This is a genomic window from Streptomyces cinerochromogenes (assembly GCF_014648635.1).
GTDB lineage: Bacteria > Actinomycetota > Actinomycetes > Streptomycetales > Streptomycetaceae > Streptomyces > Streptomyces cinerochromogenes.
The window spans coordinates 34,819-61,691 of the sequence record NZ_BMRM01000005.1; the positions used below are offsets into that span (position 1 = coordinate 34,819).

The following is a 26,873-nucleotide window of genomic DNA, read 5'->3' on the forward strand; positions in this document are numbered from 1 at the left end:
CGGCCGGTCCGGGTTCAGCGGGCGCAGTCCAGGCTGTCCAGGCCGACGGCGTCGGCCATGGCCTGCATGCCCTTGTCATTGGGGTGTATGTGGTCGCCGCCGTCGAAGAACGGCAGCATGCGCTCGGGGTCGTAGGGGCTGCGCAGCACGCGGTCGAAGTCGGTGACGGCGTCGAATTCCGGGCTGTCGCGCAGGAACCGGTTCACCTCCTGTCGTACGGCTTCGGCGGCCGGGTCCCATTCCGGCCAGCCCTTGAACGGCCCGACGGTGGCGGCCACGACGCACAGGCCCGCCGCGTGGGCCCGCCGGGCGATCTCCCGGTAGCCGGCGACGAGGTCGGCCGCGGTGACCCCGGTGTGCGCCTTGAGGTCGTTCACGCCCTCGAAGAGGAGGACGGTGCGGACCCCGGGCTGGCTGAGGACGTCCCGGTCGAGCCGGCGCAGCGCGGCCTGCCCGGCGCCGTCCGTGAGGATCCTGTTGCCGGAGACGCCCTCGTTGCCCACGCCGCGGACGGCCCCGCCCGCGGCGGTCAGACGGCGGGCGAGGTAGTCGGGCCAGCGGCGGTTGAGGTCGGCGGTGGACTGCCAGCCGTCGGTGAGGGAGTCGCCGAGCGCGACCACGGCACCGCCGGCCGGGCGGGAGGGCCGTACCGTGACGGAGTCGATGTACCACCAGGAACCCGTGGTCCGCGTCCAGTTGGTGCCGCTCTCCTCGCCGGTGTGCTCCCCCGGGCCGGTGTACGACGTCTGCATCGCCATCCAGTGACCGGTGGCCGGGCCGGCCGCGTCCGGGGTGCGCAGGCTGATGACCAGGTCGGTGCCGGCGGGGACCCTGCCGGGCAGCGGGTCGCTCCAGGCGACGGCGCCCGCGGGCACGGTGACCGTGCGGGCGCCGCCGAAGGTGAGCCGGCGGTTGCTGCCCGGCCGCAGGGCTGCTCCCTGGGCGCGCAGTCCGGCGTGGACGCCGTCCAGGGTCAGCGGGCGGTCGCCGAAGGCGTTGGTGAAGCGGACGCGCAGGTCGCTGCCGCCGCTACTGGTGTGGACGACGAGCCGGTAGCCCTGGCCGGCCGTGCCCTCGCCCATGCGGTCCGCGCTCGCCGCCCAGGTGACCACCCAGAAGGCCGGGGCGGGGGTGGCGGGCGGGGTGGCGGCCCCGGCGGGGGGCGCGGACTGGCAGGCGACGGCGGTGAGCAGGGCGGCGGCGATGCGGCGGCAGCGCCCGAACCTGCCGGTCACCGGACGAGGTCCCGGAGTGTCACGGCCTCGCCGGGGCGCACGCGGACCGTCCGGGAGGTACCTGCGTATCCCACGGAGGTCGTGGTGCCGCCGACGCTGCGGATCCGTACCTCGGTGGGTTTCCCGTCCCGCCAGCGCAGGTCGACGAGGAAGCCGCCGCGGGCCCCGGCGCCGGTGAGCGAACCGGAGGCGGCCCAGGCGTCCGGGAGGGCCGGGAGCAGTTCCAGGTGTCCGGGGCGGGAGTAGAGCAGCATCTCGGTGACGGCGGCCGGGGTACCGAGGTTGGCGTCGATCTGGAAGATGCCCCGGCCCGGTCCGGCCTCGTAGATGTCGAACAGGTTGGGTGCGGTGCCGTTGCCGCCGTCGTGGGAGGGGCGGAGGTTGGTCACGACGAGCTGGTAGGCCTTGTCGGGGTTCTTCAGACGCGCCCAGCACAGGGCGCGCCAGGCGTTGGCCCAGCCGAAGCTGTTCATGCCGCGCGCGGTGAGCAGGGCGGTGGCGCCGCTGACGATGTCGGCGGGGGTGGAGCCGTCGGGCCGGATGCGGTCGCCGGGGAACAGGCCGACGAGCGGGGAGAGATGCCGGTGGGCGGGCTCGCCGAGGTCGTCGGGGGACATCCACTCCTCCAGCCGGCCGGTCGTGGGGCTGACCACGGGCAGGTACAGCTTCTCGCGCAGGGCGCCGACGGCCCGCGCGTACCCCGCGTCCCGGCCCAGCTCACGTGCCGCGGTGCGGTAGTTGCCGAAGAGGGCCCACACCAGTTCCTGTGCGTAGGTGATTCCCTTGGCGTCGAGCGGGCCCTGTTCGGGCGACCAGTCGCTGTCGGCGATTCTGACCTCCCGGCCGGTGCCGGGCAGGGTGGTGGTCAGGAGCCGGGCCTCCCAGAACTCGCAGGCTCCCTTGAGCAGCGGGTAGATCTTCTCCAGGTGGGTGCGGGAGTTCGTGTACTCGTAGTGCTCGAACAGGGAGTTGCACAGCCAGGCGTTGCCCGCCGGGTGCCACCACCAGCCTCCGCCGCCGAAGGGGTTGGTGGAGATGGCGACCGTCCAGCCGGCGTTGCGGCCGCTGGAGTTGCGGTAGCGGTTGCGGGGGTCGTCGAAGAGTCTCCTGGTGAGGTCGGTCCAGGAGGGCAGCTGGGCCACGCAGTAGTCGGTGAACGCGTCGAAGCAGGGCGCGAGGCCGGTCCGGTCGGCCATCCAGTAGTTCATCTGGAGGTTGATGTCGGTGTGGTAGTCGCCCATCCAGTCCGGGTCGTTGCCGTCGAGCCAGGGCCCCTGGAGGCCGAGCGGCAGGCTGTCCCGGGAGCCGGCGATCATCAGGTACCGGCCGAACTGGACGTAGGCGGCCTCCAGTTCGGGGTCGGGTTCGCCGTCGCGGGCGCGGGCCTGGATCCGTTCCCAGGTGTCCAGGGAGCGCTGTTCGGCGGTGGAGGTGCCGAGGGAGAGGGCGAAGCGGCCGAACAGGGCGTGGTGGTCGGCGACGTGGGTGCGCAGCAGGGTGCCGGCGGAGTGCCGGGCGGCGGTACGGACCTTGGTGCGGGCGAGCGCCCGGGGGTCCAGGCCGGGGTCGCGGTAGCGGGTGGCGGCGTCCGGGACGTAGTTCGTGCCGCCGCTGAGGACGACGGTGAGTTCCCGGCAGTCGGTGAACGTCAGGTGGGAGCCGGTCGTGCGGACGGTGCCGCCGCTGCCGTGCGCGGCGATCGCGGCGCCGTGGCGCAGGCCGCCGGGGAAGGTGCCGGCGAAGGATTCGGCCGTGCCGTTCTCGCCGTGGGTGCCGGCGAGGGTGATCGTGCCGGTGTGGCGGCCGCCGCCGCTCTGGGTGAAGTGCAGCACGATGACGTCGTCGGGCCGGCTGGCGAAGAGCTGCCTTCGGTAGGTGACGCCGGCGTGGACGTAGGAGGTGGTCACCACGCCCTGGGCGAGGTCGAGGGTGCGGCGGTAGCCGGTGACGGCGGACAGGTCGTGGTCGGGGAGGTCGACGGTGAGCCGGGCGAGGAGGGTGAGGGAGCCGAAGTCCTCGCGGCCGTAGGGGAACTGGCCGTCGGCGTCGAGGGTGTCGTTGAGGCCGCCGGTCCACAGGGTGACGTCGGTGACGAGGAGGAGTTCCCGGCCGGGGTCGTTGGTGGCGAGGGCGCCGAGGCGGCCGTTGCCGACGGGCAGGCCCTGCCGGATGAGCGTGTGCTCGTCGGCGGGGGCCCGCCACCACAGCTGGTGGCGGGTGTCGGCGGCGGGCACCGCGGTGGGCCGCCGCGGGGCGGCGGTGGCGGTGAAGGCGGGCAGTGCGGTGAGGGCTCCGGTGGCCGCGGCGAGGGTGAGGAAGCCGCGTCTGCTGGGCGGTTTCTGCATGGCGGGTCCGATCACTGGCGGGGGGACGAGGGGACGTCGATGCGGTCGATGTCCGGGGCGTAGTCCGAGCCGCTGTCGAAGGTGACGGTGTTGCTGCCGGCCTTGAGGGTGACGGGGACGCTGACCGTCTCGACGGTCCCCCAGTCACCGGTGGAGGGGAAGGTGTGGCGGGTGGCGGCGCCGGAGCCGGCGGAGACGTTCACCGGGCGGGGGTCGCCGCTGATGTAGGCCACCTTGACCAGGTAGGTGCCGGGCCGGTCCACGACCACGTCGTTGAAGCGGAGGCTGCCGCCGGTGTAGAGGTCGCCGACCTTCCTGCCGCCGGAGCAGGCGGAGCAGTCGGTGACGGAGGCCCGGCCGCCGAGGGTGTTGGCGGCTGCCTCGGCCTCGTAGCCGGTGGTGGTGAGGGTGCCGCCGCGCGGGGTGACGGTGAACAGCCGGGAGCCGTGGGCGGGCAGGGCCTCGGTGATCGTGTTCGTGTAGGTGCCGAGGTTCTCGTGGTTCCACAGGTCGCGGACGGACGCCTTGCCGGTGAGGCCGAGGGAGGAGAAGTCGGCGGTGACGGCGGCGGGGGCGTCGGCGAGGTTGAACAGGGCGACGGTGCGGGTGCCGTCCGGGTTCTTCGCGGCCCACACCTGCTGGGGGTCGGAGGGGGTGACGGGCCGGGCGGGCGGGGAGTCGCCCTGGTCGACGGCGATGACCTCGCGGTTGGTGAGGAGCTTCACGCCGTAGGAGTCGAGCCGGGTGAGGTCGTCGCCGGTGTAGAGCGGGGACTTGGCGACGGCCCAGAGGGTGGCGTAGGTCTGCCGTTCGGCCTTGGTCAGGCCGTCCATGGCGCCGTTGCCGACGTCGAGGGAGTCCAGGTCGTTCCAGCCGCCGGGACCGGCGTGCCTGGTCCAGCCGGGGGTGTCGGTGAAGCGGTCGTCGACGGAGTTCTCCCAGCTGACGAGGGTGTTGCAGTAGCACTCCACGTCGGTGTCGACGCGCCAGCCGTTCGCGTACTTCTTCCAGTCGGCGGCGTGCCCGATGTCCAGGGACCAGGACAGTTCCAGGTGGACGGGGCGGCCGGTGGCGGCGATCGCCTTCTGCCAGGCGGCGACGTCGGCAACGTTGTCGTAGTTCTCGCCGCTCTTGAAGGAGCCGGGGCCCACGCCGTCGAGCTTGAGGAAGTCGTAGCCCCAGGAGGCGATCATCCGGGCCTGGGAGTCGACGTACTTCTGGGTGCAGGGCTTGGCGAAGTCGAGCTTGTAGGCGCTGTCCCAGCCGTTGGTGGTGCGCAGGTCGCCGTGGACGATGTCGGCGGTGGTGCAGCCGTCGGCGTGCCACAGGGGCACCTTGCCGTCGCCGTACGCCTCCTTCTCCAGGCCGACGGGAAGGTAGATGCCGGCCTTGAGGCCGAGGCCGTGGAGGTGGTCGGCGACCGCCTTCATGCCGTGCGGGAAGCGGACCGGGTCGGCCTGCTGGCGTGCGTGGGCGTCGAACCCGGGCTTCCAGTCCTTGTCCCGCCACCAGCCGGAGTCGAGGTTCACGTACGTGTAGCCGTACGGCTTGAGCCTGGCGGCCAGGGCGTCGGCCTGCTTGAGGACGTTCGCCTCGGTCAGGTAGCTGTAGTCGCCGTCCGGGTTGAGGCCGGGGTACTTGGACGACTGCATGCTCCAGCTGGACCAGCCCATGTAGGGCTTGGCGGCGGGGCCGGGCGGGCCGCCGGTGTGCGCGGCGGCCGGGACGGCCGTCGTGAGGCCCGCGGTGAGGGCCAGCACGACGGCGGCCGTGAGCCCGCGCGCGGGCAGGACGGGGTACGAGGGTGACCGCATGGGCCGTACCTCCAGGGTGGGTTCGGGTCGGGGCGGCTCAGCCCTTTCCGCTGCCGGTTCCGTGGGTGATGAAGGTCTGGATCGCGGTGGCGGCCGCGCCCCGCGCCCACTCCTCGAAGGGCAGCGGGCGGATCTGTACGTCGCACCGGGCGGCGGATCCGAAGGCGGCGGTGGTGAACGCCTGCCGGATCTGCGCGGCGAAGAGGTCGTAGGCGGCCAGCCCCTCACCGGAGATGATCACGCGTTCGGGGCCGAGCAGGTTGGCGACGGCGGCGATGCCCCGGCCGATGGCCTCGCCCGCCCGGGCGTACACCTCGCGGGCGCCGGGGACCCCCTGGTGGGCGAGGGCCACCGCGGCGGCGCTGTCCGGGACGTCGCGTCCGGTCGCCTCGCGGACGCGGGCGACGATCGCGGCGTCCCCGGCGATCGCCTCCACACAGCCGCGGTTGCCGCAGTGGCACAGGGGGCCCGCGGGGTCGGCGACGAGGTGGCCGATCTCCCCCGCCACGCCGTGCGCGCCGGCCACCACCCGGCCGTGGACCACGAGTCCGCAGCCGATGCCGGCGCCGACGGTCACCAGGGCGAAGTCGCTGAGTCCCGCTCCGGCACCGAACCACTGCTCGGCGACGGTCAGCGCGCGCACGTCGTTGTCGACGGTAACCGGCAGCCCGCAGGCGGTAGCGGCGAGTTCGGCGAGCGGCACGTCCCGCCAGTCGAGGAACGGCGAGTAGCGTACGACGCCCTCGGCGCGGTCGACGTCGCCGGACACGGCGATGCCGAGACCGGCCACCGCCGCCCTCGACTCGGCGGCGTGGGTGAGGAGTTCGTGGACCAGGTCGGTGAGGGCGGCCAGGGCGGGCCCGGCGGCCCGGTCCGGCAGGGGCGCGCGGCGGGCCAGCCGGACCCGGCAGCACAGGTCCGTCAGGACGGCGATCAGCTCGTCCCCGGTGGCCTTCACGCCGGCGAAGAGGGCGCGTTCACCGTTGACCCGGACCAGGCCGGCGGGCCGGCCGAGGGCGGGGCGGGCCGCCTCGCGGGTGCCGCCCTCCTCCGGGCCGCCGCCCTCCACCAGGTATCCGGACGCCAGTAGGGGGCGCACCGCCTTGGTCACGGCGGCCGGGGACAGTCCGGCCCGGCGGCCGGCCTCCAGGCGGGTCAGGGGGCCGTGGGACAGGACGGTGGTGAAGACCTGGGCCGTGGCGGGGGTGTGCGCGGGGAACGTCTCGGCGTGCGGGGTCGAGCGCATGGCCGGGAACCTAAGGCCGTTATTTTCCGCTGTCAATAAAAGAAACAGCGGCTGTTACGGTGACCGCCGGGGCTCTCACGGCCCGGGAGACCCACGGAGGTCTCCGGAGACCTCCCGGGGATCCCCGGACATGCGGATGCCCCGCGCGGGGCGGGGCATCCGGTGGTGCCGGTGTGGTCCGAGTGCGTCAGTGACGGGCGCTCGGCGTGTTGGCGGCGGTGACGTTGACCGCGGCCCACGACTTGTCCACCGTCTTGTACTCGGTGCTGTTCGCGCCGTACAGGTCCTTGGCCGCCTTCAGCGTCGCGATGCGCGCCTGGTGGAAGTCGGTCGTGGAGACCATGTAACGGGTGAGGGCACGGTAGTAGATGGCGGTCGCCTTGGTCCGGCCGATGCCCTTGACCGCGATGTTGTGGTACGTCGGCGAGTTGTAGTTGACGCCGTTGATCGTCTTCTTGCCGCTGCCCTCGGCGAGGAGGTAGTAGGCGTGCGACGAGACACCGGAACCGGCGTGCACCTCGGTGTAGTAGGTGTCCGACGACCAGTAGTCGATGGTGCCCTCGAGCTTGTCGAGCGAGGGGTGGTCCAGGCGGCGCAGGAACTTCTGCGACAGGCCCAGCTTCTCACCGATCAGGTAGTCCGGCGTGTCCTTCGTGTTCTTGGCGTAGAACTCGACGTTCGAGCCGAAGATGTCCGCGAGCGACTCGTTCAGCGAGCCGGGCTCGCCGTACTGGTTGCCGTCGGAGTCGACGAAGGTCGGCTGCAGGTTGGCGGTCGCCTCCACCACGCCGTGGGTCAGCTCGTGACCGGTGACGTCGAGGACCACGAGCGGCTTCTTGAACATGTCGCCGTCGCCGTCGCCGTACAGCATGCAGTTGCAGGTCGGGTCCCAGAAGGCGTTGGCGACCTTCTTGCCCCAGTGGACCATCGCCTGCGCGGGCTTGCTGTTGTTCGCGATGCCCTTGCGCTTGAAGGTGCTCTTGTAGAAGTCGAGCGTCTTCGTGATGCCGTACTGGGCGTCGGCGGCGGCGCTGACCCGGCTGGTGGTCTTGCCGTTGCCCCACACGTTGGTGGTGTTGGTGAGCTTCGAGCCGGCGCTGAACTTCTCCGTGTACGAGCCCTTGGCGTCCCGCGTCTCGGTGCCGTACCGGTTCGGGTCCTTGAGCTGGTAGTGGCCGCGCGAGGTCTGCGTGGTGGTGAGGCCGACGGTGCCCACGAAGAGGGTCTTGCCGGTGCCCTTGGCGGCCGACGGGTAGGCCGCGGCACCGGTGCTGCGGGAGCCGACCAGGCCGGAGACGTCGGCGCCAGAGCTGGAGCCGGTGGCCGGGTCGAGGGTCTCGCCGCGCTCGCGCAGGGCGTCGAGCAGCTTCGGCGACAGGAACTCGTCCCGGGTCGGCGTGTTGCTGCGCACCTTGCCGGTGACCGCGTCCACGACGACCGTGCGGGCGCTGTCCTTGTCGGTGACGGTGACCTGGTAGGCGAGGGCGGAGGCACCCCCGCGCGCGTCGACCACGAGCTGGGCGCTGCTCGCGTCGCCCTTGGCGGCCTTGGCGGCCTTGGACGCGGCCTGGGCGGCGGTCAGCTTGGCCTGGGCGGCGGCCGGCTTGACCGTGTGGTCGGCCGCACGGGTCACGCCCGTGTAACCGAGACCGCGGTCGAGGTGGACGATGAGGTCGCCACCGAGCACCGGAAGGTCGTTGTGGGTCCGGACGAAACGGACGTGACGGGCGCCCTCGGGGTCGATCATGACGTCCTGGGCGTGCAGTTCGTCGCCCTTCGAGACGCCGGTCGCCGAGGCGTGCGCGAAGGCCGCGGTGCGCGCCGCCTCCACCACCGCCGTGGCGTTCGAGGCGGCGGAGGCGGCGGACCGCTCCACCCCGGTGGAGGGAGCCGCGAAGGCCGTACCAGCCAGGCCCGTGGCAGCCGTCGTCACCGCGACGGCGACCGCCACGGTACGTATGTGCGGTCTACGCAATCTGATCAGGGTTCCTTCGTTCGAAGGCGGCAGGGGTTCCCAACCGCCTTGAGACATGGCGCCTTTGGGCACCACAGGGGCTGGTCCGCCCCCGGTGGCCCACCCTTGCGGATCAGTCATGGGCGCGTAAAGCCGGAATGATCCATTTCGCGAACTTCTATGGCAATCCTTTACGAATGGGCGCCACAGAGTGATCACGGGACGACCTACTGTGTGTCGGCTGTGGAGACGGTGTCCTGGTCCCCTAGGTTCCCAGGGGGGAATGTGACCGATGTCGCATCAGAAACCTGACCGAGGGAGAGGGTAGGGGATGGTCTCAGCAACAGTGGGGCGGGGTGCGGTTCTCGGAGCGGTCGCGCTGTCACTGCTCGCGGTCCCGGCGCGGGCCGCGACCGGGGGGCCGGACGCCGAGGGGCCGGGCGGCCGGGCGGCAGCGCCGCCGCCCGCGCACGACACCGCGGCGCTGCCCGCGTCCGGCACCGCGGCACTGCGCGCGTCCGGCACCACCGGGCTGGCCGCGCCCGACACCGCCGGGCTGGCCGCGGTGCTGAAGTCGGCGGTGGCGCAGGGCGCGCCGGGCGCGCTGGCCCGGATCGACGACCACGGCCGGACCTACCGGGTCACCCACGGTGTCGCCGACCGCGCCACGCGGCGGGCCATCAGCACCGACGACCGGTTCCGCGTCGGCAGCGTCACCAAGACATTCTCGGCCGTCGTGCTGCTCCAGCTCGTGGACGAGCACCGCCTCTCGCTCGACGCGCCGGTCAACCGGTACCTGCCGGGGCTGCTGCCGGACGACCGGATCACGGTCCGGCACGTGCTGAGCCACCGTAGCGGGCTGTACGACTACAGCAACGACATGTTCGCCAGCAGCGTCTCCGGCTTCGAGGCCGTCCGCAAGAAGGTCTTCACCTACCGTCAGCTGGTCGCCCTGTCCCTCAAGAAGCCGCGCACCAACGCCCCGGGCGCCGCCTACTCCTACTCCAACACCAACTTCGTCGTCGCCGGACTGCTCATCGAGAAGCTCACCGGGCAGCCGGTGCGGACGGCGTACCAGAACCGCATCATCGAACCGCTGAAGCTGGACGACACCTTCTACGTCCATCCGGACACCGCGATCCCGGGCCGGTACGCCCGCGGGTACCTGACGCCGGACACGGCGGGCGCGCCGCTGGTCGACGCGACCGCGCAGACGGTGTCCTGGGCACAGAGCGCGGGGGCGATCATCTCCAGCGCGCACGACCTCGACGTCTTCTACAGCGCCCTGCTCGAGGGCAGACTGATGTCCGCGGCGCGGCTGGCGGAGATGGAGCGGTTCACCAAGGTGAACAGCACGACGGCGTACGGGCTCGGGCTGCGGCGGCGTGACCTGACCTGCGGGGTGTCGGTGTACGGGCACACCGGGGCGGTGCAGGGCTACTACACCTACGCGTTCAGCACGAAGGACGGCGGGCGCAGTCTCACGGCCGTGGTCAACACGTCGAACAACGGCAAGGTGCTGGACACGCTGGCCGGTGCCCTGGAGTCGGCGTTCTGCGGCAAGCCGGGGGCGGCCGGGGGCTAGCGACCGCGCGCTCGTGCCGTCCGCCCGGACGCTCCGCGCGGGGCGTCCGCCCGGGCCCTCCGGCCGGGGAGTCCGGCCGGGGAGTCCGGAGCGTCCGGGCGGACGGCGGTTCTCGGGCTCAGCCGCTCACTGCCGCTGCCACAGCGCGGGGGTGTTCGGCGGCTCCCAGCCCGGCTGGGCCTGGTGGGTCTGCAGGCAGCGGTAGGCGGCGCCGCCGTAGGTCACCGTGGCGCCCGCCTGGTAGACGGTGCCGGCCGACCAGGTGCCGCCCGGGTCACCGGGATCACCCGGGTCGCCGGGACCGGTCGCGGTCGTCTTCAGCGTCAGGCCGTACGACTGGAGGATCGGGTTGACGGGCTGGAAGTACGTGGTGCCGCCGCTCGTGCAGTTGCCCGTGCCGCCCGAGGTGACGCCCTGTGCCTGGCTGCCGGAGAGGAACGAGCCGCCCGAGTCGCCCGGTTCGGCGCACACCGAGGTGCGGGTGACCCCGGTGACCGTGCCCTCCTGGTAGGTGACGCTGCTGTTGAGCTGCTGCACCGTCCCGCAGTGCCAGCCCGTCGTCGAACCGGAACGGCACACCGAGGAGCCCACCGTGGCCTGGGTGGAACCCGTGACCTGCGCGCTGGAGCCGTTGACGTACGGCGTCGCCGTCCAGTCGGCGTTCGCCGCCACCCACGCCATGTCGTTGCCGGGGAAGACGGACGCCTGGAACGTGCCCTGCGCGACCCGGTTGGAGCCGGTGGTGGCACTGCCGGCCCGGCCGCAGTGGCCGGCCGTGGCGAAGCCCTGCTGGGTGCCGCGGGTCACCGGGAAGCCGATCGAGCAGCGGCTGCTGTTGTCGATGTAGTACGCGTCGCCGCCGCGCAGGTCGTAGAGCGGACGGGGGTGCTCGGCGGACTTCACGACGCGGACGAGGGAGGCGTCGACGTGGGCCGCCGCCAGCAGGGAGCGTGCGGCGTCCGTGCGTACCGCCCGCACCACCAGCGCGTTGGCCGGCACGTCGACGTACCAGACCGGGGCGGCGGTGGTGGCGTGCTCGGCGGCGACCCGGTCCAGGCGTGCCTTGGCCGCGTCGAGCGTGGTCAGGGAGTGGTCCACCACGCGCGCGGTGGCGCCCCGGGCCCGGATCGCCGGCACGTCGGCCGGGTCCGTGGTGGCGACGGTCAGCGTGTCCGACTCCGCGCCGCGCACCCAGGCGCCCGCGTAGTGTGCGCCCAGCGCGGCCCGCAGCCGGCCTGAGGTGGCGCCCGCCTCCGCCTCGTTGGCCAGGCGGCGTTCGGCCTGCTGCCGGTTCAGGCCCAGGTCCCGTTCCAGGGCCCGTAGGAGGGCGGGCGGGGCCGCGTCGGTGCGGAGCGTCTCGGCCGCCGTGGGCGCGGCCGGGAGGTCGGACGGCCGGGCGCTCGCGGAGCCGCTGAGCCCGGCCACGAGCAGGGCACCCGCCGCCGCGGCGGCGGCGCACGCGGCTCTGAGGTGTCGTTGGAGCATGGGGAGGTCTCCTCGGATTCGGTGGAGTGCCGGAAACCGTACGGAGCACCCGCCCGCGCCCGTAAGACGTCAGCCGACCCCCTGCCCCGGTGTTATGGCGGCCGCGCGGCCCCGCCCGCGCCCCGCCCGCGTCCCGTCGGAACGCGCGCCCTCAAGACACACGCCGTCAGGACGCGCGCCCGGTATGGCCGTGCGCCCGGTACCGCCGTGCGCCGTGGCCGCTCGACGCCGTCAGGACGCGCGCCCGGTGCGGCGGTGCGCCGTGGCCGCCGGTTCCCCGTGGTGCGCGAGCCAGCGGGCGTAACCGTCGCTGCGCGCAGCGGCGTCCTCGTGTGCCTTGCGGCTCTCCGCGAGCACCGTGGCCGCGGTGCCCGGTCGCTGGCCGGCCGGGCACCAGCCCAGCAGGTGCCGCCAGACCAGCGGGGTGCCGGCGAGCGGACGGGTGGTGAGGCCGGGCGTCGACGGAAAGGTGGCCCGGCACAGCCCCACGGCCCGGCCCACCTGCACCAGGTGGACGCAGGACGCGGTGTCCGTCTCGTACATGCGGCGGGGGGTGAAGCCGGCCCGGGCACAGGCCGCCGTGAAGCAGTCGCCGAAACAGCCGTCGCCCGGGACGCACGTCCACGCCTCGTCCGCGAGCGCGGCCAGGTCGACCTCCCGCCCGCGGGCGAGCGGATGGGTGTCGGCGAGCATGACGAAGACCGGGTCGACGGCGATCTCCTCCCAGGTCAGGTGCGTGGCGTCGGGCGGGGCCGCGGAGCCGCAGGCACCGGCGAGGGCGAAGTCCAGGCGCCCGTCGGCGAGCAGCCCGGCCAGTTCCCGTTCCGACCAGGAGGCACGGGTGGTCAGGCTGGTGCCGGGGGCGGCGTCGGCGAGCCGGTCCACCAGCGCGCCGAGCAGCGGCCCGTGGGTGCCGCCGAGCCGCAGCCGCTCCCCCTCCCGACGCCCGCGGGCGAACGCGGCGGCCTCCTGCTGGAGTTCGCTGACCGCGGGGAGCACGATCCGGGTGCGTTCCAGGACCAGTTCGCCGAGCGGGGTGGCCCGCACCCCGTGCCGGCCCCGTTCGAACAGGCTGCCGCCCAGGGTCCGCTCGATGCGCCTGAGCTGCGCGCTCAGTGCGGGCTGCGCGAGCCCGAGCACCGTCGCCGCCCTGGTCAGACTGCCTGCCTCCGCGATGGTCCGAAGGGTCCTGAGATGCCGCAACTCCAGCTCCATGAGGGGAGCTTGCGGCGCCGGAGGGCACGGGGCAAGAGGTTGGTACAGACCAGAGTGCGGTATGTGATCCCATGCCCGTGAGAGAAGCGGCGAGTCCGTCCGGCTCGCCCGGAGGAGGGGAGCACGAGCCATGCGCGGCACCACCGTCCCACCGGGAACCCCCGGCCTGCCGACCGCTGCCGGGGACGTGCCCCTGCACCGGCTGGAGGTGGCCGGGCCCGGGGACCCGCCGTTCGCCGCGGGCTCCTTCGAGGCGGTGGGGCCGCTGTCCCGGTGGGGCCGTCCGCACCGGCACACGTTCTACGAGATCATCCACGTCAGCGCAGGTTCCGGCACGCACGTCGTCGACCTGGCACGGTGGCCGCTCCGGCCCCCGCACCTGGCCGTGGTCGTGCCCGGGCAGGTGCACCACTGGGAGGGCGGCAAGGGCCCGGAGGGGACGCTCGCGCTGTTCACCGACGACTTCCTGGTCGACCACCCCGGCGACCGCGAGGTGCTGCGGCGGCTCGGGGAACGGGGCTGGTTCGCGCTGGACCCCGAACACGACCGGTCCGTGGGACGGCTGATGGCCGAACTCGTCGCGGAGCACCGGCAGCGCGCCCCGGGCCACGAGAGCGTCCTGCGCTCGCTGCTCCACGTGCTCGTCGTACGCGCCGCCCGGCTGCCCGGGCCCGGCGCGGACGGCCGCGACCCGCGGGCGCCGGGCCGGCCGGCCGCCGTGTCGGAGCAGTTCACGCGGCTGATCGCCCGCCCGGAGGCGGCCGGGTGGACGGTGCGGGAGTGCGCGAGCCGGCTCGGCGTGACGCCCGGCTACCTCGCCCAGGCGGTGCGGGCCGCCACCGGCCGTCCGCCGGGACGGCTGCTGATCGAGGCCCGCGTGTACCAGGCACAGCAGCTGCTCGCCCACACCCGGCTGTCGGTGCGGCAGGTCGCCGCCCGCACCGGCTTCGCCGACCCCGCCTACTTCAGCCGGTTCTTCCGGCGGGAGACCGGCAGCAGCCCCGGTGACTTCCGAAAACACCACAGCCACCACGACCAGTCCATCGAAGTCCCGCCCGCGCGCGCCTAGTTTCGTTGCGCATCCCACCCCCCCCACGAGGAGGAGACATGGACGGAGCAGGCAGGGACGGTGCCGGGGCGCAGGAGGAGTCGAGGTCCGAGCGGCTCGTCCACCGCAAGACGGTGCTGCGCGCGGCACTCGCCGCCACCGCCGCGGTGCCCGTCGCCCTGATCGGCGGCCCGGCGCTCGCCCGCACGTTCGTCCCGGGCGGCACGGCGCCCGGCCTCACCCCGCCGTGCGACGACGGCGACGACCCCACGCCGGAGCAGATCGAGGGCCCCTACTTCAGACCGAACTCGCCGGAGCGCACGAGTCTGCTGGAGCCCGGCCTGCCGGGCACCCGGCTCACCGTGACCGGATACGTCTTCGGCCGGGCCTGCCTGCCCCTGCCGGGCGTCCTGCTGGACTTCTGGCAGGCCGACACCAACGGCGCGTACGACAACACCGGTTTCCGGCTGCGCGGCCACCAGTTCACCGACTCCCGCGGCTCCTTCGCGCTGACCACGATCGTGCCGGGCCTGTATCCGGGCCGGACCCGCCACCTCCACGTCAAGGTGCAGGCGCCGCACCGCCCCGTCCTGACCACGCAGCTGTACTTCCCGAACGAACCGCGCAACAACACCGACACCCTCTTCGACTCCCGCCTGCTGATGACGGTGCGCGACGGGGGTGGCGGCCGGGAGGCGGCGTTCGACTTCGTCCTCGACGTCCCGCAGGACCCCGGCCCGGGGCCCGGTCCCTCCTCGCCGGAGAACACCTGGACCCCGGGGACCGCGTACCGGAAGGGCGACTGGGTCACGTACGCGGCGCGCGCCTACGTCTGCCTCCAGCCGCACACGGCCCAGCCGGGCTGGGAGCCCCCGGCGGTTCCGGCGCTGTGGCAGGCCGCCTGACGGAAGGAGGGGGCCGCCCGTGCCGGACGGCGAGCGCCGGCACGGGCGGACGGGCACCCGCCCCGGAGGGTCCGGTTCGTTCCGTGATCTTGGCGGAACGTCACCTTCCGGGACACCATGCCCCGCATGAAGGGTGATCTCTTTTCCAGTCAGCACGTGGTGCGGCCGGCCGTGGAGCCGGGGATGTCCGTCGAGAACGCCAAGTGCATCAAGTACGCGGTGAGCGGCGAGATGTACGCCCGGCAGGGCGCGATGGTCGCCTACCGCGGTGACCTCAGGTTCGAGCGCAAGGGGCAGGGCGTCGGCGGCATGCTCAAGCGTGCGGTCACCGGTGAGGGACTGCCCCTCATGGCGGTGCGCGGGCAGGGCGAGGCCTGGTTCGCGCACGAGGCGCAGAACTGCTTCATCGTGGAGGTGGAGGCCGGTGACCAGTTCACCGTCAACGGCCGCAACGTGCTGTGCTTCGACGCCTCGCTGTCGTACGACATCAAGACGGTGAAGGGCTCCGGTATCGCCGGTGGCGGCCTGTTCAACAGCGTCTTCAGCGGGCAGGGCCGGCTCGGCCTGGTCTGCGACGGCAACCCTCTTGTCATCCCGGTGTCCGCGCAGGCACCGGTGTACGTCGACACGGACGCGGTGGTCGGCTGGACCGCGCACCTGGAGACCTCGCTGCACCGCTCGCAGTCCATCGGCTCGATGCTGCGCGGCGGTTCCGGTGAGGCCGTGCAGCTGATGCTCCGCGGCGAGGGCTACGTGGTGGTGCGCCCGAGCGAGCTGACGCCTCAGAAGGACCAGCACTGAACCTTCACACGTGATCCGTGGCGCCGGGCAACCCCGGGCGCCGTACCCGCGTCTTGATCGACAACAGACCGAGCCCTGGCCCTTTGGGCCGGGGCACCTTTCCGAGACGCTATACACGTCGTGTATACCCCCCGCGTATACACAGCGTGTGTAGAAGGGTACACATGTACGGCAAGGCTTTCGCCCCGGAGTACCAGGGCGCCCTGACCACCCTCTCCGTGAACTCCTCGCTGGTCGACGTGCTGGCCGAGGGCATCGAGCGGCTGCGCGAGGCCGAGCGGGCCGGACACCCCGGCGAGGCGGCGCGCTGCGGGCTCGCCGTCGCCGAGGCGCACCGGCGGCTCGGCCATGTCGAGGACGCCGACCGGGCCTGGAAGGCGAGCTACCGCGCCGCCCGCGAGGCCGGCGACACCGCCGCCATGGCCTGGGCTCTGTGGAGCGGGGGCACCCTGGCCCGGCAGCGCGGGGCGTTCCCGCTGGCCTGGCGGCTGCTGGGACTCGCGGCCGAACTCGGCGAGCGGGGCGGCGACGTCGTCGTCCGCGGCTACTCGCTGGCCGGCCTCGCCGAGACCGGCCGCATCCAGGGCGACTACGCGGCGGTCGGCCGGCTGCACGAGCAGCTGCTGGCCGAGGCCCGCAAGCGGGGCGAGGCCCGGCACACCGTATGGGCTCTGGAGGGCATCGCCCAGATGCACCGCAACACCGGCGACCACGACAAGGCCTACGCCCTGTTCCAGGAGGCGGCCGAGATAGCCGAGCGGGCCGACGACCGGCGCGGGCACGCCTGGGCGCTGCGCGGGCTCGCGGACGTCCTCTCGGTGCGCGACGGCGCCACGGAGCGGGCGCTGGAGCTGCTGGCCGAGGCGGAGGCCACCTGCCGGGAGATGAACCTCTCCAGCGCGCTCGCCTACAATCACAAAATGCAGGGAAATGTCTTGTACCGGGCGAGTCGTTACGCCGAGGCCCGCGACCGGTACGAGCTGGCGCTGAGCGAGTTCCGGACGATGAGCGAACCGCGCGGCGAGGCGCTCTCCCGGCTGGGCCTCGCCAAGTCCCTCGCCCGGCTCGGCCGCGACCACGCCGAGACCGTCGCCGAACTCGCCGACCTGGCCCGGACCCTGGAGCGCAGCGGGCTGCGGCACGCGCGGGAGATGGTGGCCCGGGCCCAGCGGGAGTTCGCCCTCGACGCGGAGGCCGTACGGTGACGGCGCCCGTCTCGCCGGTGCGGGAGTCCGCCCGGCACGTCCTCGCCCGGTGCCGGGAGCTGGTCCGGCCGGAGCTGCGGGCGGCGGTGGGGCGGCTGCACCCCTGGACGGCCGAGATGGCCGCGTACTCCTTCGGCTGGTGCGAGGTCGGCGGTGCGCCCGCCGGCGCGCCGGGCGGCAAGGGCGTACGGCAGGCCCTCGCGGTCCTCGGCGCCGAGGCGGCGGGCGCCGACGCCCGGGCCGGGATCCCGGCGGCGGTCGCCGTGGAGCTGGTGCACGCCTTCTCGCTGCTGCACGACGACATCATGGACGGCGACGCGACCCGGCGCAGCCGCCCGGCCGTCTGGCGGGCCTACGGCACGGGCCCGGCCGTGCTGGCCGGGGACGCCCTGTTCGCGCTGGCGGTGGACACCCTCGCCGCCGCGCCCGAGGGGCCCGGCGCGGTGCGGCTGCTCTCCGCGGCCCTCGCCGACCTGGTGCGCGGGCAGGCCGACGACCTGCTGTTCGCGGCCCGGCCCTGGACCGGCCCGGAACGGGTGACGCCGGAGGAGTACCGGGCGATGGCGGAGGGCAAGACCGGCGCGCTGCTGGGCTGCGCCGTCGCGCTCGGCGCCACGCTCGGCGGGGCGTCCCGGGACACGGCCGCCGTGCTGGACCGGGCCGGACGGCACCTCGGGGTCGCCTTCCAGCTGGTGGACGACGTGCTCGGCATCTGGGGCGATCCGGCCGTCACCGGCAAGCCCGTCGGCGGTGACCTCCGGGAGCGGAAGAAGACGTTCCCGGTGCTGGCGGCGCTCGGCTCCCCGGCGGCCCGGCGGCTGCCCGCGCTGCTCGGCTCCGCGGCGCACGCCGAGGAGGCCGCCGCGCTGATCGAGGCGGCGGGGGGCCGTGCGGCGGCCCTGGCCGAGGCCCGGGTCCACACGGCCGCCGCGCGGAAGCTGCTCACCGCCGCGCCCCTGGCCGCAGGGGCCGCCGGGGAGCTGGCGGAGCTGCTGGAGTCGCTGGTGGGCCGCGCGCTGTGACCGTGCCCGGAAGGCGGCGTTGACCTGGCGGGTCCCGGCGGGCCAAGGTGCGAACGGCGTGGTTCCCGACCCGCGCCGGAAGGGTGAGGCACCGTGACCGCCATCTCGGATATCCCGGACATCGAAACCGCCGCACGGCGGATCGCCGGACACGTCGTACGGACGCCGACGGTGCCGAGCCCCGGCCTGGGCGCGCTGCTCGGCGTCCCGGTCACCGCCAAGCTCGAACTGCTCCAGCGCACCGGCTCGTTCAAGGCCCGCGGGGCCACGGCGAAACTGCTGTCGCTGAGCGGGGCCGAGCGGGCGGCCGGCGTGGTCGCGGTCAGCGGCGGGAACCACGGGATCGCGCTCGCGGTGATGGCCGCGGCCCTCGACGTGAAGGCGACCGTGGTCATGCCGCGCACCGCGCCCGCGCGCTCCATCGCGCTCGCCGAGGACGCCGGGGCGTCGGTGCGGCTGACCGACGGCATGGACAGCGCCTTCCGGCTGGTGAACCGGTTGCGGGACGAGGGACTGACCCTGGTCCACCCCTTCGACGACCCGGTGGTGATCGCCGGACAGGGCACGGTGGGGCTGGAACTGGCCGAGGACGCCGGGGAACTGACGGACGTCGTCGTCAGCGTGGGCGGCGGCGGCCTGATCGCCGGTGTCGCGGCGGCCCTGCGCGCCCGGCGCCCGGGGGTGCGCGTGTGGGGCGTGGAGACCGAGGGCGCGGAGGCGATGTCCGGCGCGCTGAAGGCCGGCGGCCCGGTTCCGGTGCCGCTGTCCTCGCTGGTCACCACGTTGAGCGCGCCCTCGGTCTCGCAGCTGACGTACGACCGGGTGTCGGCGCTGGTGGAGGAGGTGCTGGTGGTGTCCGACCGGGACGCGGTGCGGGGCTGCCTGGACCTCGCCGAGCACGCCAAGGTGTGGGCCGAGCCGGCCGCGGGCTGTCTGCTGCCGGCGGCCCGGCGGGTGGTCGAGCGGGTCGGCGACGGCGTCCGGCTCGGGCTCGTGGTGTGCGGGGGCAACACGACACCCCAAGAACTGGCCGGCTGGGCCGACCGCTTCGGGATTCTTTGAACGCTCCCCCGCGCGCCCCGCGTACCTCTGGGAAAGACGAGGCAGGGGTTCAGCGAGGGATGACCATGGTCAAGGCGCACGTCTCCGCACACGAGTTGGTCGCCGGACGCTACCGGCTCCTGGAGGTCTTCGCCCGCGAGACGAACCGGCTGTGGTGGTACGCCGAGGACGTGACGGCTCAGCAGCCCCGCCTGGTGGCGCAGACCGCCCTGCCGGATCCCGCGACCGAGGACACCGCGCGGCGCGTCACCGGGCGGGTCGTGCGCACCTCCGAGACCATGCGGCTGCTGCGCCCGGGCCAGGTCGCCGCGGTCGTCGACGCCGTGGTGGAGGCGGGCACCCTGTGGACGGTCACCGAGTGGGTCGACGGCACGCCCCTCGGTGAACTCCTCGCCCGGGAGGGCTCGTTCCACCCGGTGCGGGCGGCCCGGCTCGGCCTGGAGCTGCTGGACGTGCTGCAGGCCGCGCACGACGAGGGCATCACGCACGGCGAACTGAGCCCCGGGCAGGTCTTCGTGCGCGACGGCGGTCCGGTCGTCGTCACCGGGTTCGGCCTGGCGGGCGCGACCCTGGTGCCGCGGCTCACCGCACCGTCGTACGCCTCCCCGGAGCAGGCCCGCGACGAGCGCATCGGACCGGCCGCCGACCTGTGGGCGCTGGGCGCGCTGCTCTACACGATGGTCGAGGGCCGGCCACCGTTCCGGGACCGGGGCCGGCCGGACGCCACGCTGAAGGCGGTGGACCGGCTGCCGCTGCGCACCCCGCTGCGCACCGGCCCGCTCACCCAGGCCGTGCAGGGGCTGCTGCGCAAGAACCCCCGGGAGCGGCTGACCCGGCAGGTGGTCCGGGAGGCGCTGACCCGGGCGCTGGCCGAGGAGACCGACGCGGACCGGCAGCCGGCCCCCGCGCCCCGGCTGCGCGGAGCCTACGCGGGGGTGCGCCTGGCCGGGCCGCTGCGCGGCAGGCGGGTCCTGGCCGCCGGGGCCGCGCTGGCCCTGGTCACGGCGGCCGTGGCGGCGCTGGCCGCGACGGGCGCGCTGACCGGCACGGACACGGCCGGGGCGCCACCCCGGGCCACCGCCGCGGCCACGCCCGCCGACCGGCACACCGGTGGCACCACCCGGCCCACCTCCACCCCGGCCGGCACGCCAAGCGCCCCGCCCTCCCCCGCCCTGCCCGCCGGCTACCGCCGCTACAGCGCGCCCGAGGGGTTCTCGGTGGCGCTGCCCGACGGCTGGAAGCGGCTGGCCACCTCCCGGGTGTCCGACCTCGCCTACCGCGTCACCTTCGGCCGGGGCGGCGGCTCACCCGCCCTCGCCGTCACCTACAGCGAGCGCGTCGGCCCCGACCCGGTCGCCGTCTGGCGGGACGACGTCGAGCCCGGGCTTTCGCGGCTGCCCGGCTACCACCGGGTCGGCGCCGTCCGGGCCACCACCTACCAGGGCCACCGGGCCGCCGACCTGGAGTGGCTCGCCGGCTCGGGGGACGCGCGCACCCACACCCTGGGGCGGGGCTTCCTGCTGGGCGGGACGCGGGGCTTCTCCCTGCGCTTCACCACCCCCGCCACGGCCTGGGACGACGCGGGAAACCGGCTGGCGCTGACGACGTTCCTGGACACGTTCCGCACCCCGCGGGAGTGACCCCCGCCCGAAGTCCGTTTTCCGGCCGCCGAGCCGGGGACTCGCTTCTTATGGTGCAAATCGGATACACGATGATGACCGAGCAGGCAGGCCCCCGGGACCTGGTGGACCACGTGGTGCGGGCCGAGGACGTCGGTTTCGACTTCTCGGTGATCTCCGACCACTACTTCCCGTGGCTGCGCTCGCAGGGCCACTCCTCGTACGCGTGGAGCGTGCTGGGCGCCGCCGCCCAGGCCACCTCGCGGATCCCCCTGATGACCTACGTCACCTGCCCCATCCTGCGCTACCACCCGGCGGTCGTGGCGCAGAAGGCCGCAACCGTGCAGCTGCTGTCCGAGGGCCGCTTCCGGCTCGGACTCGGTGCCGGCGAGAACCTCAACGAGCACGTCGTGGGCGGCGGCTGGCCGCCGGTGGACGTACGCCACGAGATGCTCGAAGAGGCCGTGCAGATCATCCGCGCGCTGTTCGAGGGCGGCCATGTGACCCACCACGGGCAGCACTACGACGTGGAGTCGGCCCGGCTGTGGGACCTGCCGGAGACGGCGCCGCCGATCGGCATCGCCGTCTCCGGCGACCAGTCCTGCAAGCTCGCCGGGCACCTCGCCGACCTGGTGATCGCGACCGAGCCGAAGGCGGGCCTGCTGGAGGCGTTCGACCGGCACGGCGGCAGCGGCAAGCCCCGGGTCGGCCAGCTGCCGGTGTCCTACGATCCCGACCGGGAGACGGCGATCAAGCGCGCCCACTCCCAGTTCCGCTGGTTCGGCCTGGGCTGGAAGGTGAACGCCGAACTGCCGCACCCCGACTCCTTCGAGGCCGCGACCCAGTTCGTCACCGAGGACGACGTCGCCTCCTCCATCCCGTGCGGCGACGACCCGGACGCCTTCGTGGAGGCCGTACGGCCCTACGTCGAGGCGGGGTTCGGGGAGGTGGCCCTGGTGCAGATCGGCGGCGACGCACAGCCGGAGTTCCTGGACTGGTCGGCGAAGACCCTGCTGCCGGCGTTGCGGGAGGCCTTCGCCTGACGGGGTCCGCCAGGCGCTGACAGCGCCTGGCGGCCGGACCTTCGCGCTGAGGGCTGCGGCAGGCGGTCGGCGGCTGTCCGGCCGCGCCGCGCGGAGCCCGTGGTGACCAGGGGAACAGGGAGAATCAGTCCGACGGGTGAGCATCCCGGGCGTTACGGGGGTACTAGAGGGTCCTACGCCGATTGTTGCCGGAGGCCCCCCGCGTGAACTCGTTCGTGCACAAGACCCTGGTGGTGCAGCTCCTCGCCCACGGCACCGGGCGGTGTCCGGTGCTGGCCCATCTCAGCTACGACGCCGACGACCCGTTCGCCGTCACCGCCGTCTTCACCCACGACGGCCGGGTGCTGGCCCGCTGGCGGCTGGACCGGCAGATGCTCTGCGACGGCCTGGAACGGCCGGTCGGCGTCGGCGACGTGCGGATGCGGCCGGAGGCCACCGGCCTGTGGCAGGAGCTGCGCCTGGAGTTCCTGGGGGACGCCCGGCCGGACGGCGGCCGGCACCACGCGGTGGTGCTCGCCTGGGCACCGGCGGTCGCCGCGTTCCTGCGCGAGACCCAGCGCATCGTCCCGCCGGGACGCGAACGGCTCCCGGTGGACGAACTGCTGGCGGAGATCCTCTCCACGGCTGAGTAGCCGTACTCATGCCCGCCGGCCGGGCCGGGCACCACGATGGGGGCTCCTACGACACCCTCGACACCGCCCTCAAGGAGCCCGCCGTGACCGCAGCGCACCCCGCCCCGCTCCGCGCGCCACGCCGCGTGCCGCCCGCCCTCTTCGCCGGCGTGGTGGCCGTCGGACTGGCCGTGTCGGCGTGGGGTGCCCGCGACCGCGCCACCTGGTTCCTGGAGACGGTGTGGGCGCTGGTGGGACTGCCGCTGGTGGTGCTGGCCTGGCGGCGCTTCCCGCTGACCGGGCTGCTGTGCGGGCTGCTGACCGCGCACGCGCTGGTCCTGGCGCTCGGCGGGCACTACACCTACGCCGAGGTCCCGGCGGGCGACTGGGTGCGCGACACCTTCGGCCTGGACCGCAATCCGTACGACCGCTTCGGGCACCTGGTGCAGGGCTTCGTCCCGGCCGTGCTGGTCCGCGAACTGCTCAGCCGTACCTCCCCGTTGCGCGGCAGCCGCTGGCTGGCGCCGCTCACGGTGTGCGCCTGCCTGGCCTTCAGCGCCTGCTTCGAGCTGCTGGAGTGGCTGGCGGCGGAGATCGGCGGGCACGGCGCGGACGCCTTCCTCGCCACCCAGGGCGATGTGTGGGACACCCAGTGGGACATGTTCTGCGCCCTGATCGGGGCGGTGCTGTCCCTGCTGCTGCTCAGCCGGGTGCACGACCGCCGGCTGCGCGCGCTGACGGGCGTTGCACCGGCCCGCGATGATCAGTAAGGTCATCCGGGTGACTGCCGGGTCGGCCATGGGCCACACACGAGTGAGGTTCCCGGCCTCGGCGTGAGCGCGAGGCGGGCGAGAGGCCCGCCGTCGTCTCCGAGTTCCAGCCTCGGCGCCCGCTTCGGGCGCCTCTTCCCACGGACCTCAGAACCGGAGACACACCCGCCCATGCAGTCCACCGCACAGCACACCCCGACCCGCACCCCGGCCGCCGCCGTCCGGCTCGACCACACCGCCGTCCTCGCCCGGGACCGGCGGCTGTCGGCGGAGTTCCTCGCCGCCGTCCTGGGCCTGACGGTCGCCGCCCCGTTCGGGCCGTTCCTGCCCGTCGACCTCGGCAACGGCGTGACGCTCGACTTCTACGAGCAGCGCGAGGAGCCGATCCAGCCGCAGCACTACGCGTTCCTCGTGCCCGAGGAGGGCTTCGACGGCGTGATCGCCCGGCTGGAGGCGCTCGACGTCACCTACTACGCCGACCCGCACCTGACCGAACCCGGCCGGATCAACCGCCTCTTCGGGGGCCGCGGCGCCTACTTCACCGACCCCTCCGGGCACAACATGGAGGTCATGACACGGCCCTACGTCCGCCCGTAGGGCCTCTCCTTCGGATCAGGCCGGCCGCTGGCGACGGTGCCTCTCGCCCGACCCGGCCCCGGCATGGTCCGGAAGAGAGGCCCTAGTCGGGCGAGTGCGGCAGCCGCGGGTCCCCTGACCGGTCGTCCGGCCGGGAGGAGTACCTGCGGCGGGCCCACAGGGGCAGGCCGTACCAGCCCAGCAGGTACCAGGCGACGACGGCCGCCACCAGGTAGGGCACATAGCCGTCGTGCGTGGCCACCCGGAGGATCAGCAGCAGCGACGACGTCATCGTGGCGAGCAGCAGGGCCAGGCCGACCAGGGTCATCCGGGAGGCCAGCCGCACCGCCTGCGGCTTGACCCGGCGGCCCGAGACCAGGCGGTGCAGGGAGACCGGGCCGATGAGGGCGCCGGTCGCGCAGGCGCCGAGGACCACGGTGACGATGTAGATGGCCCGGTCCGTGGGGGCGAGCTGCCCGTACTTGGGCTGGAAGACCACGGTCAGCAGAAAGCCGAACAGGATCTGCACGCCCGTCTGGGCCACCCGGACCTCCTGGATGAGTTCACCCCACATCCGGTCGGCCCGCTCCTCCTCGGTCTCGTTGCGCCCCCTGCGCTGTGCTTCCGCCGTCATGCGGTGCGTGTAACCGCCCGCCCGTTCGTTCAAACGATCGGCGGCCCGGCGCCTACCAGCGGGACTCGACCTGGTCCCTGATCCGCCGCTCGTACAGCTCGCGGACCGCGGTGAACGTTTCCTGCGGCAGCGGGGGCAGCTTGGCCGCCGCGGCGTTGGCGCGGGCCTGCTCCGGGTTGCGGGCGCCGGGGATCACCGTGGTCACGCCGTCCTGCTCGATGATCCAGCGCAGCGCCAGCTGGGCCGGGCTGTACCCCTCCGGGGCGAGCGCGGCGAACTCGGCTGCGGCCTCGACTCCGGTGGTGTAGTCCACACCGGAGAAGGTCTCGCCCTGGTCGAAGGCCTCGCCGTGGCGGTTGAAGGTGCGGTGGTCGTCGGGCGCGAACACGGTGTCCTTGGTGTACTTGCCCGACAGCAGGCCGGAGGCGAGCGGCACGCGCGCGATGATGCCGACGCCGGCCTCGCGGGCGGCGGGCAGCACCTCCCGCAGGGGCTTCATCCGGAACGGGTTGAGGATGATCTGCACGCTCGCCACGTTCGGCCGGGCGATCGCGGTGAGCGCCTGCGCGCAGGTCTCCACGCTCACCCCGTACGCGGCGACGCGCTCCTCCTCGACCAGGGTCTCCAGGGCGTCGAACACCGCGTCCGAGGAGTAGACCGGGGTGGGCGGACAGTGCAGCTGCACCAGGTCGATCCGGTCGACACCGAGGTTGCGGCGCGAGCGGTCGTTCCAGGCGCGGAAGTTGTCCAGGACGTAGTTCTCGGGGACCTGCTCCACCCGGCGGCCCATCTTGGTGGCCACGAGCACGTGCAGATCGGGCCGGCCGCGCAGGAACGAGGCGATGGTCGACTCGCTCCGCCCGTCGCCGTACACGTCGGCCGTGTCGAAGAAGGTGACCCCGGCCTCGGCCGCCGCCTCCAGGACGGACAGGGCCTCCTTGTCGTCCACGGCGCCCCAGTCGGCGCCCAGCTGCCATGTGCCGAGGCCGACCACCGACGCCCACTGACCCGACCTGCCGATTACGCGTTCGTCCATGGCGTCAGTCTGTCATCCGGTACGGCGTCTCGCGGAACGGACGCCTCCACACGCGGATTTCACCCGTACGGGTGAGGCGCGACGGTGGACCGCTGACGGGGCGCGGGCGGCCCTTGGCGTGACCGCGTGAATGATCGTCCAGTGAACCGCCGTTTGTCGCAATCCACACCGAACCCAGAAGGCCCTCACCTGTTCAAGCACCCAGCACGCGTGTCACCAACGTCCCGGGACAGCACCCCTAGTCCCCGTGGGCCGTGGAGCGGGCGTGCAGGGCGCGGGCGGCGCGGGGGCCGAGCCAGCGCTTGAGTCTGCGCAGCGCCTCCAGGCGTCCGGCCGCCTGGTCCAGGCCGTAGTACAGCTGCGGCGGGACGTACGGCAGCAGCGGTGAGTGGCGCTGGCCGAGCAGGGCGAACATCCGGTGCGGGGGCAGGCCGATGTAGCGGGGCAGGTTCTCGTACCACTGGGCGCTGTAGCGGGCCGCGCTCTGCGCGGACAGCAGCGCGGCCCGGCGACGGCGCTCGTAGGCGGCGAGGGCCTGGGGCAGGCCGGCGTGGGCGCGCAGGGCGTCGGCGAGGCACATGGCGTCCTCCAGGGCGAGGGTGGTGCCGGCGCCGATGGAGTAGTGGGTGGTGTGGGCCGCGTCGCCGAGCAGGACCAGGTTGCCGTGGTGCCAGGTGCGGTTGGTGAGGGTGCGGAAGGTCTGCCAGGAGGCGCCGGGGCGGGCGGTCAGGGGGTGGCCTTCGAGGATGCCGGCGAAGAGCTTCTCCAGCAGGGCGAGGCCCTCGCCCTGGTCGGCGCGGTCCAGGCCGAGGCCGGTGAGGGTCTTCGGGGAGCACTCGACGACGCAGGTGCTGCGATCGCCGCTGTAGCCGTAGCCGTAGGCCCAGATCCAGCCGTGCTCGGTCTCGGTGAAGGCGAAGGTGAAGGCGTCGAAGACCTTGGTGGTGCCGAGCCAGACGTAGGGGTTGCGGCCGGAGGTGACGCGGGTGCCGAAGTCGTGGGCGGCGCCGGAGCGCAGGGTGCTGTGCACTCCGTCGGCCGCGACGACGAGGTCCGCGCCGGCGGGTGGGTGCGTCACCTCGCTCTCGTACTCCAGGCGGACCCCCAGGGCGCGGGCCCGGCCGGCGAGCAGGTCGAGCAGCCGGTGCCGGCCGATGCCGAACCCCTCGTCGCCGTGGTGCCGGGTCGTCAGGTCGCGGACGTGGGCGATGCCCTCGCTCCACCGGACGGAGTGCTCCTCGATCGCCGCGGCGGTCTCGGGGTCGTGCGCCCGGAGCCGGTCGAGGAGTCCGCGCCAGTAGGTCACGCCCCAGCCGTAGGTGCGGCCCTGGGGGTTGCGTTCGTGGACGGTGACGTCGTGGGCGGGGTCCTGCAGCTTGAGCAGGATGGCGAGGTACAGGCCGGCGGGCCCGCCTCCGACACAGACGACCTTCACACGCACTCCCCTGACCGTCACTTGACGTGCTGGAACGGCACCGGAGGGTAGCAGGGCCGCAAGCCGCCCGATCGCGTCAGTTTGGCGTGGTGAGCCGCACCACTCGGACGGGTGGCGTTCGGCAAAGATCATCGGGAAGTAGGGCGGTACGGCAAGGAATTCCCCGTTCCGGGGTGGATCGGCCTACCGCCACAGCAAGATCATCTTAGTTCAACTCTCTACGACAT

22 protein-coding genes are annotated in these 26,873 nt (G+C 73.6%); 12 read left to right on the forward strand and 10 right to left on the reverse strand.

The window, feature by feature from the left end; translation table 11 throughout:
* Window positions 1-14: 14 nt before the first annotated feature.
* From IEZ20_RS11295 to IEZ20_RS11315, 5 genes are all read right to left on the reverse strand, one after another.
* Complete coding sequence (locus IEZ20_RS11295; RefSeq protein ID WP_189297139.1) at window positions 15-1,235, reverse strand: SGNH/GDSL hydrolase family protein; 1,221 nt, start codon at window positions 1,233-1,235, stop codon at window positions 15-17.
* A complete protein-coding gene (locus tag IEZ20_RS11300) occupies window positions 1,232-3,580 on the reverse strand; it encodes a glycosyl hydrolase family 95 catalytic domain-containing protein (protein WP_189297141.1) in 2,349 nt (782 codons plus the stop codon). The genes IEZ20_RS11295 and IEZ20_RS11300 overlap by 4 nt, the downstream gene beginning before the upstream one ends.
* Window positions 3,581-3,591: 11 nt before the next feature.
* A complete protein-coding gene (locus IEZ20_RS11305) occupies window positions 3,592-5,394 on the reverse strand; it encodes an alpha-galactosidase D (RefSeq protein ID WP_189297143.1) in 1,803 nt (600 codons plus the stop codon).
* A 37-nt stretch (window positions 5,395-5,431) separates the two neighbouring features.
* The gene (locus tag IEZ20_RS11310) at window positions 5,432-6,640 is read right to left on the reverse strand and encodes an ROK family protein (RefSeq protein ID WP_189297145.1); all 1,209 of its coding nucleotides are present in this window, start codon (window positions 6,638-6,640) and stop codon (window positions 5,432-5,434) included.
* 187 nt (window positions 6,641-6,827) lie between these two features.
* Window positions 6,828-8,591, reverse strand: a complete 1,764-nt coding sequence (locus IEZ20_RS11315; protein WP_229896018.1) for a M4 family metallopeptidase — start codon at window positions 8,589-8,591, stop codon at window positions 6,828-6,830.
* Window positions 8,592-8,925: 334 nt separating this feature from the next.
* On the opposite strand from IEZ20_RS11315, the gene IEZ20_RS11320 reads away from it, so the two are divergent.
* Window positions 8,926-10,179 (forward strand): serine hydrolase domain-containing protein, encoded by a 1,254-nt coding sequence (locus IEZ20_RS11320; protein WP_189297149.1) that lies wholly within the window; start codon window positions 8,926-8,928, stop codon window positions 10,177-10,179.
* A 126-nt stretch (window positions 10,180-10,305) separates the two neighbouring features.
* Here the strand turns inward: IEZ20_RS11320 and IEZ20_RS11325 are convergent, their stop codons facing one another.
* Both IEZ20_RS11325 and IEZ20_RS11330 read right to left on the reverse strand, forming a co-directional pair.
* A complete protein-coding gene (locus tag IEZ20_RS11325) occupies window positions 10,306-11,664 on the reverse strand; it encodes a carbohydrate-binding protein (protein WP_189297151.1) in 1,359 nt (452 codons plus the stop codon).
* A gap of 231 nt (window positions 11,665-11,895) precedes the next feature.
* Window positions 11,896-12,879 (reverse strand): LysR family transcriptional regulator, encoded by a 984-nt coding sequence (locus IEZ20_RS11330; RefSeq protein WP_189297153.1) that lies wholly within the window; start codon window positions 12,877-12,879, stop codon window positions 11,896-11,898.
* A 130-nt stretch (window positions 12,880-13,009) separates the two neighbouring features.
* On the opposite strand from IEZ20_RS11330, the gene IEZ20_RS11335 reads away from it, so the two are divergent.
* The 11 genes from IEZ20_RS11335 to IEZ20_RS11385 all read left to right on the forward strand — a co-directional run bounded on the left by IEZ20_RS11335 (window position 13,010) and on the right by IEZ20_RS11385 (window position 23,562).
* On the forward strand, window positions 13,010-13,948 hold the full coding sequence (locus IEZ20_RS11335; RefSeq protein WP_189297155.1) for a helix-turn-helix domain-containing protein: 939 nt from the start codon (window positions 13,010-13,012) through the stop codon (window positions 13,946-13,948).
* Between the two features lie 38 nt (window positions 13,949-13,986).
* Entirely contained in the window at window positions 13,987-14,832 is an 846-nt protein-coding gene (locus tag IEZ20_RS11340; protein ID WP_189297157.1) for a dioxygenase family protein, read from the forward strand.
* Window positions 14,833-14,958: 126 nt separating this feature from the next.
* Window positions 14,959-15,633 (forward strand): AIM24 family protein, encoded by a 675-nt coding sequence (locus tag IEZ20_RS11345; protein ID WP_189297159.1) that lies wholly within the window; start codon window positions 14,959-14,961, stop codon window positions 15,631-15,633.
* A gap of 164 nt (window positions 15,634-15,797) precedes the next feature.
* Window positions 15,798-16,838, forward strand: coding sequence for a tetratricopeptide repeat protein (locus tag IEZ20_RS11350; RefSeq protein ID WP_189297161.1), 1,041 nt, complete (start codon window positions 15,798-15,800; stop codon window positions 16,836-16,838).
* The gene (locus IEZ20_RS11355) at window positions 16,835-17,860 is read left to right on the forward strand and encodes a polyprenyl synthetase family protein (RefSeq protein WP_189297163.1); all 1,026 of its coding nucleotides are present in this window, start codon (window positions 16,835-16,837) and stop codon (window positions 17,858-17,860) included. Before IEZ20_RS11350 ends, IEZ20_RS11355 begins: the two co-directional genes overlap by 4 nt.
* 102 nt (window positions 17,861-17,962) lie before the next feature.
* Window positions 17,963-18,922 (forward strand): threonine/serine dehydratase family protein, encoded by a 960-nt coding sequence (locus IEZ20_RS11360; RefSeq protein ID WP_189297791.1) that lies wholly within the window; start codon window positions 17,963-17,965, stop codon window positions 18,920-18,922.
* Window positions 18,923-18,981: 59 nt separating this feature from the next.
* Window positions 18,982-20,562, forward strand: coding sequence for a protein kinase domain-containing protein (locus IEZ20_RS11365; RefSeq protein WP_189297165.1), 1,581 nt, complete (start codon window positions 18,982-18,984; stop codon window positions 20,560-20,562).
* Between the two features lie 50 nt (window positions 20,563-20,612).
* Window positions 20,613-21,584 (forward strand): LLM class F420-dependent oxidoreductase, encoded by a 972-nt coding sequence (locus IEZ20_RS11370; RefSeq protein ID WP_189297167.1) that lies wholly within the window; start codon window positions 20,613-20,615, stop codon window positions 21,582-21,584.
* A gap of 203 nt (window positions 21,585-21,787) precedes the next feature.
* Window positions 21,788-22,216, forward strand: a complete 429-nt coding sequence (locus IEZ20_RS11375) for an SsgA family sporulation/cell division regulator (RefSeq protein WP_189297170.1) — start codon at window positions 21,788-21,790, stop codon at window positions 22,214-22,216.
* A gap of 125 nt (window positions 22,217-22,341) precedes the next feature.
* Window positions 22,342-22,965, forward strand: a complete 624-nt coding sequence (locus IEZ20_RS11380) for a DUF2238 domain-containing protein (protein WP_189297794.1) — start codon at window positions 22,342-22,344, stop codon at window positions 22,963-22,965.
* Window positions 22,966-23,136: 171 nt separating this feature from the next.
* Window positions 23,137-23,562, forward strand: a complete 426-nt coding sequence (locus IEZ20_RS11385) for a VOC family protein (protein WP_189297172.1) — start codon at window positions 23,137-23,139, stop codon at window positions 23,560-23,562.
* 82 nt (window positions 23,563-23,644) lie between these two features.
* On the opposite strand, the gene IEZ20_RS11390 is transcribed toward IEZ20_RS11385, so the two are convergent.
* From IEZ20_RS11390 to IEZ20_RS11400, 3 genes are all read right to left on the reverse strand, one after another.
* Window positions 23,645-24,175, reverse strand: a complete 531-nt coding sequence (locus tag IEZ20_RS11390; protein WP_189297174.1) for a DUF6328 family protein — start codon at window positions 24,173-24,175, stop codon at window positions 23,645-23,647.
* 52 nt (window positions 24,176-24,227) lie between these two features.
* Window positions 24,228-25,211: an aldo/keto reductase gene (locus IEZ20_RS11395; RefSeq protein ID WP_189297176.1), complete on the reverse strand. Its 984-nt coding sequence runs from the start codon at window positions 25,209-25,211 to the stop codon at window positions 24,228-24,230.
* A 238-nt stretch (window positions 25,212-25,449) separates the two neighbouring features.
* A complete protein-coding gene (locus tag IEZ20_RS11400; RefSeq protein ID WP_189297178.1) occupies window positions 25,450-26,646 on the reverse strand; it encodes an FAD-dependent monooxygenase in 1,197 nt (398 codons plus the stop codon).
* Window positions 26,647-26,873 lie beyond the last annotated feature (227 nt).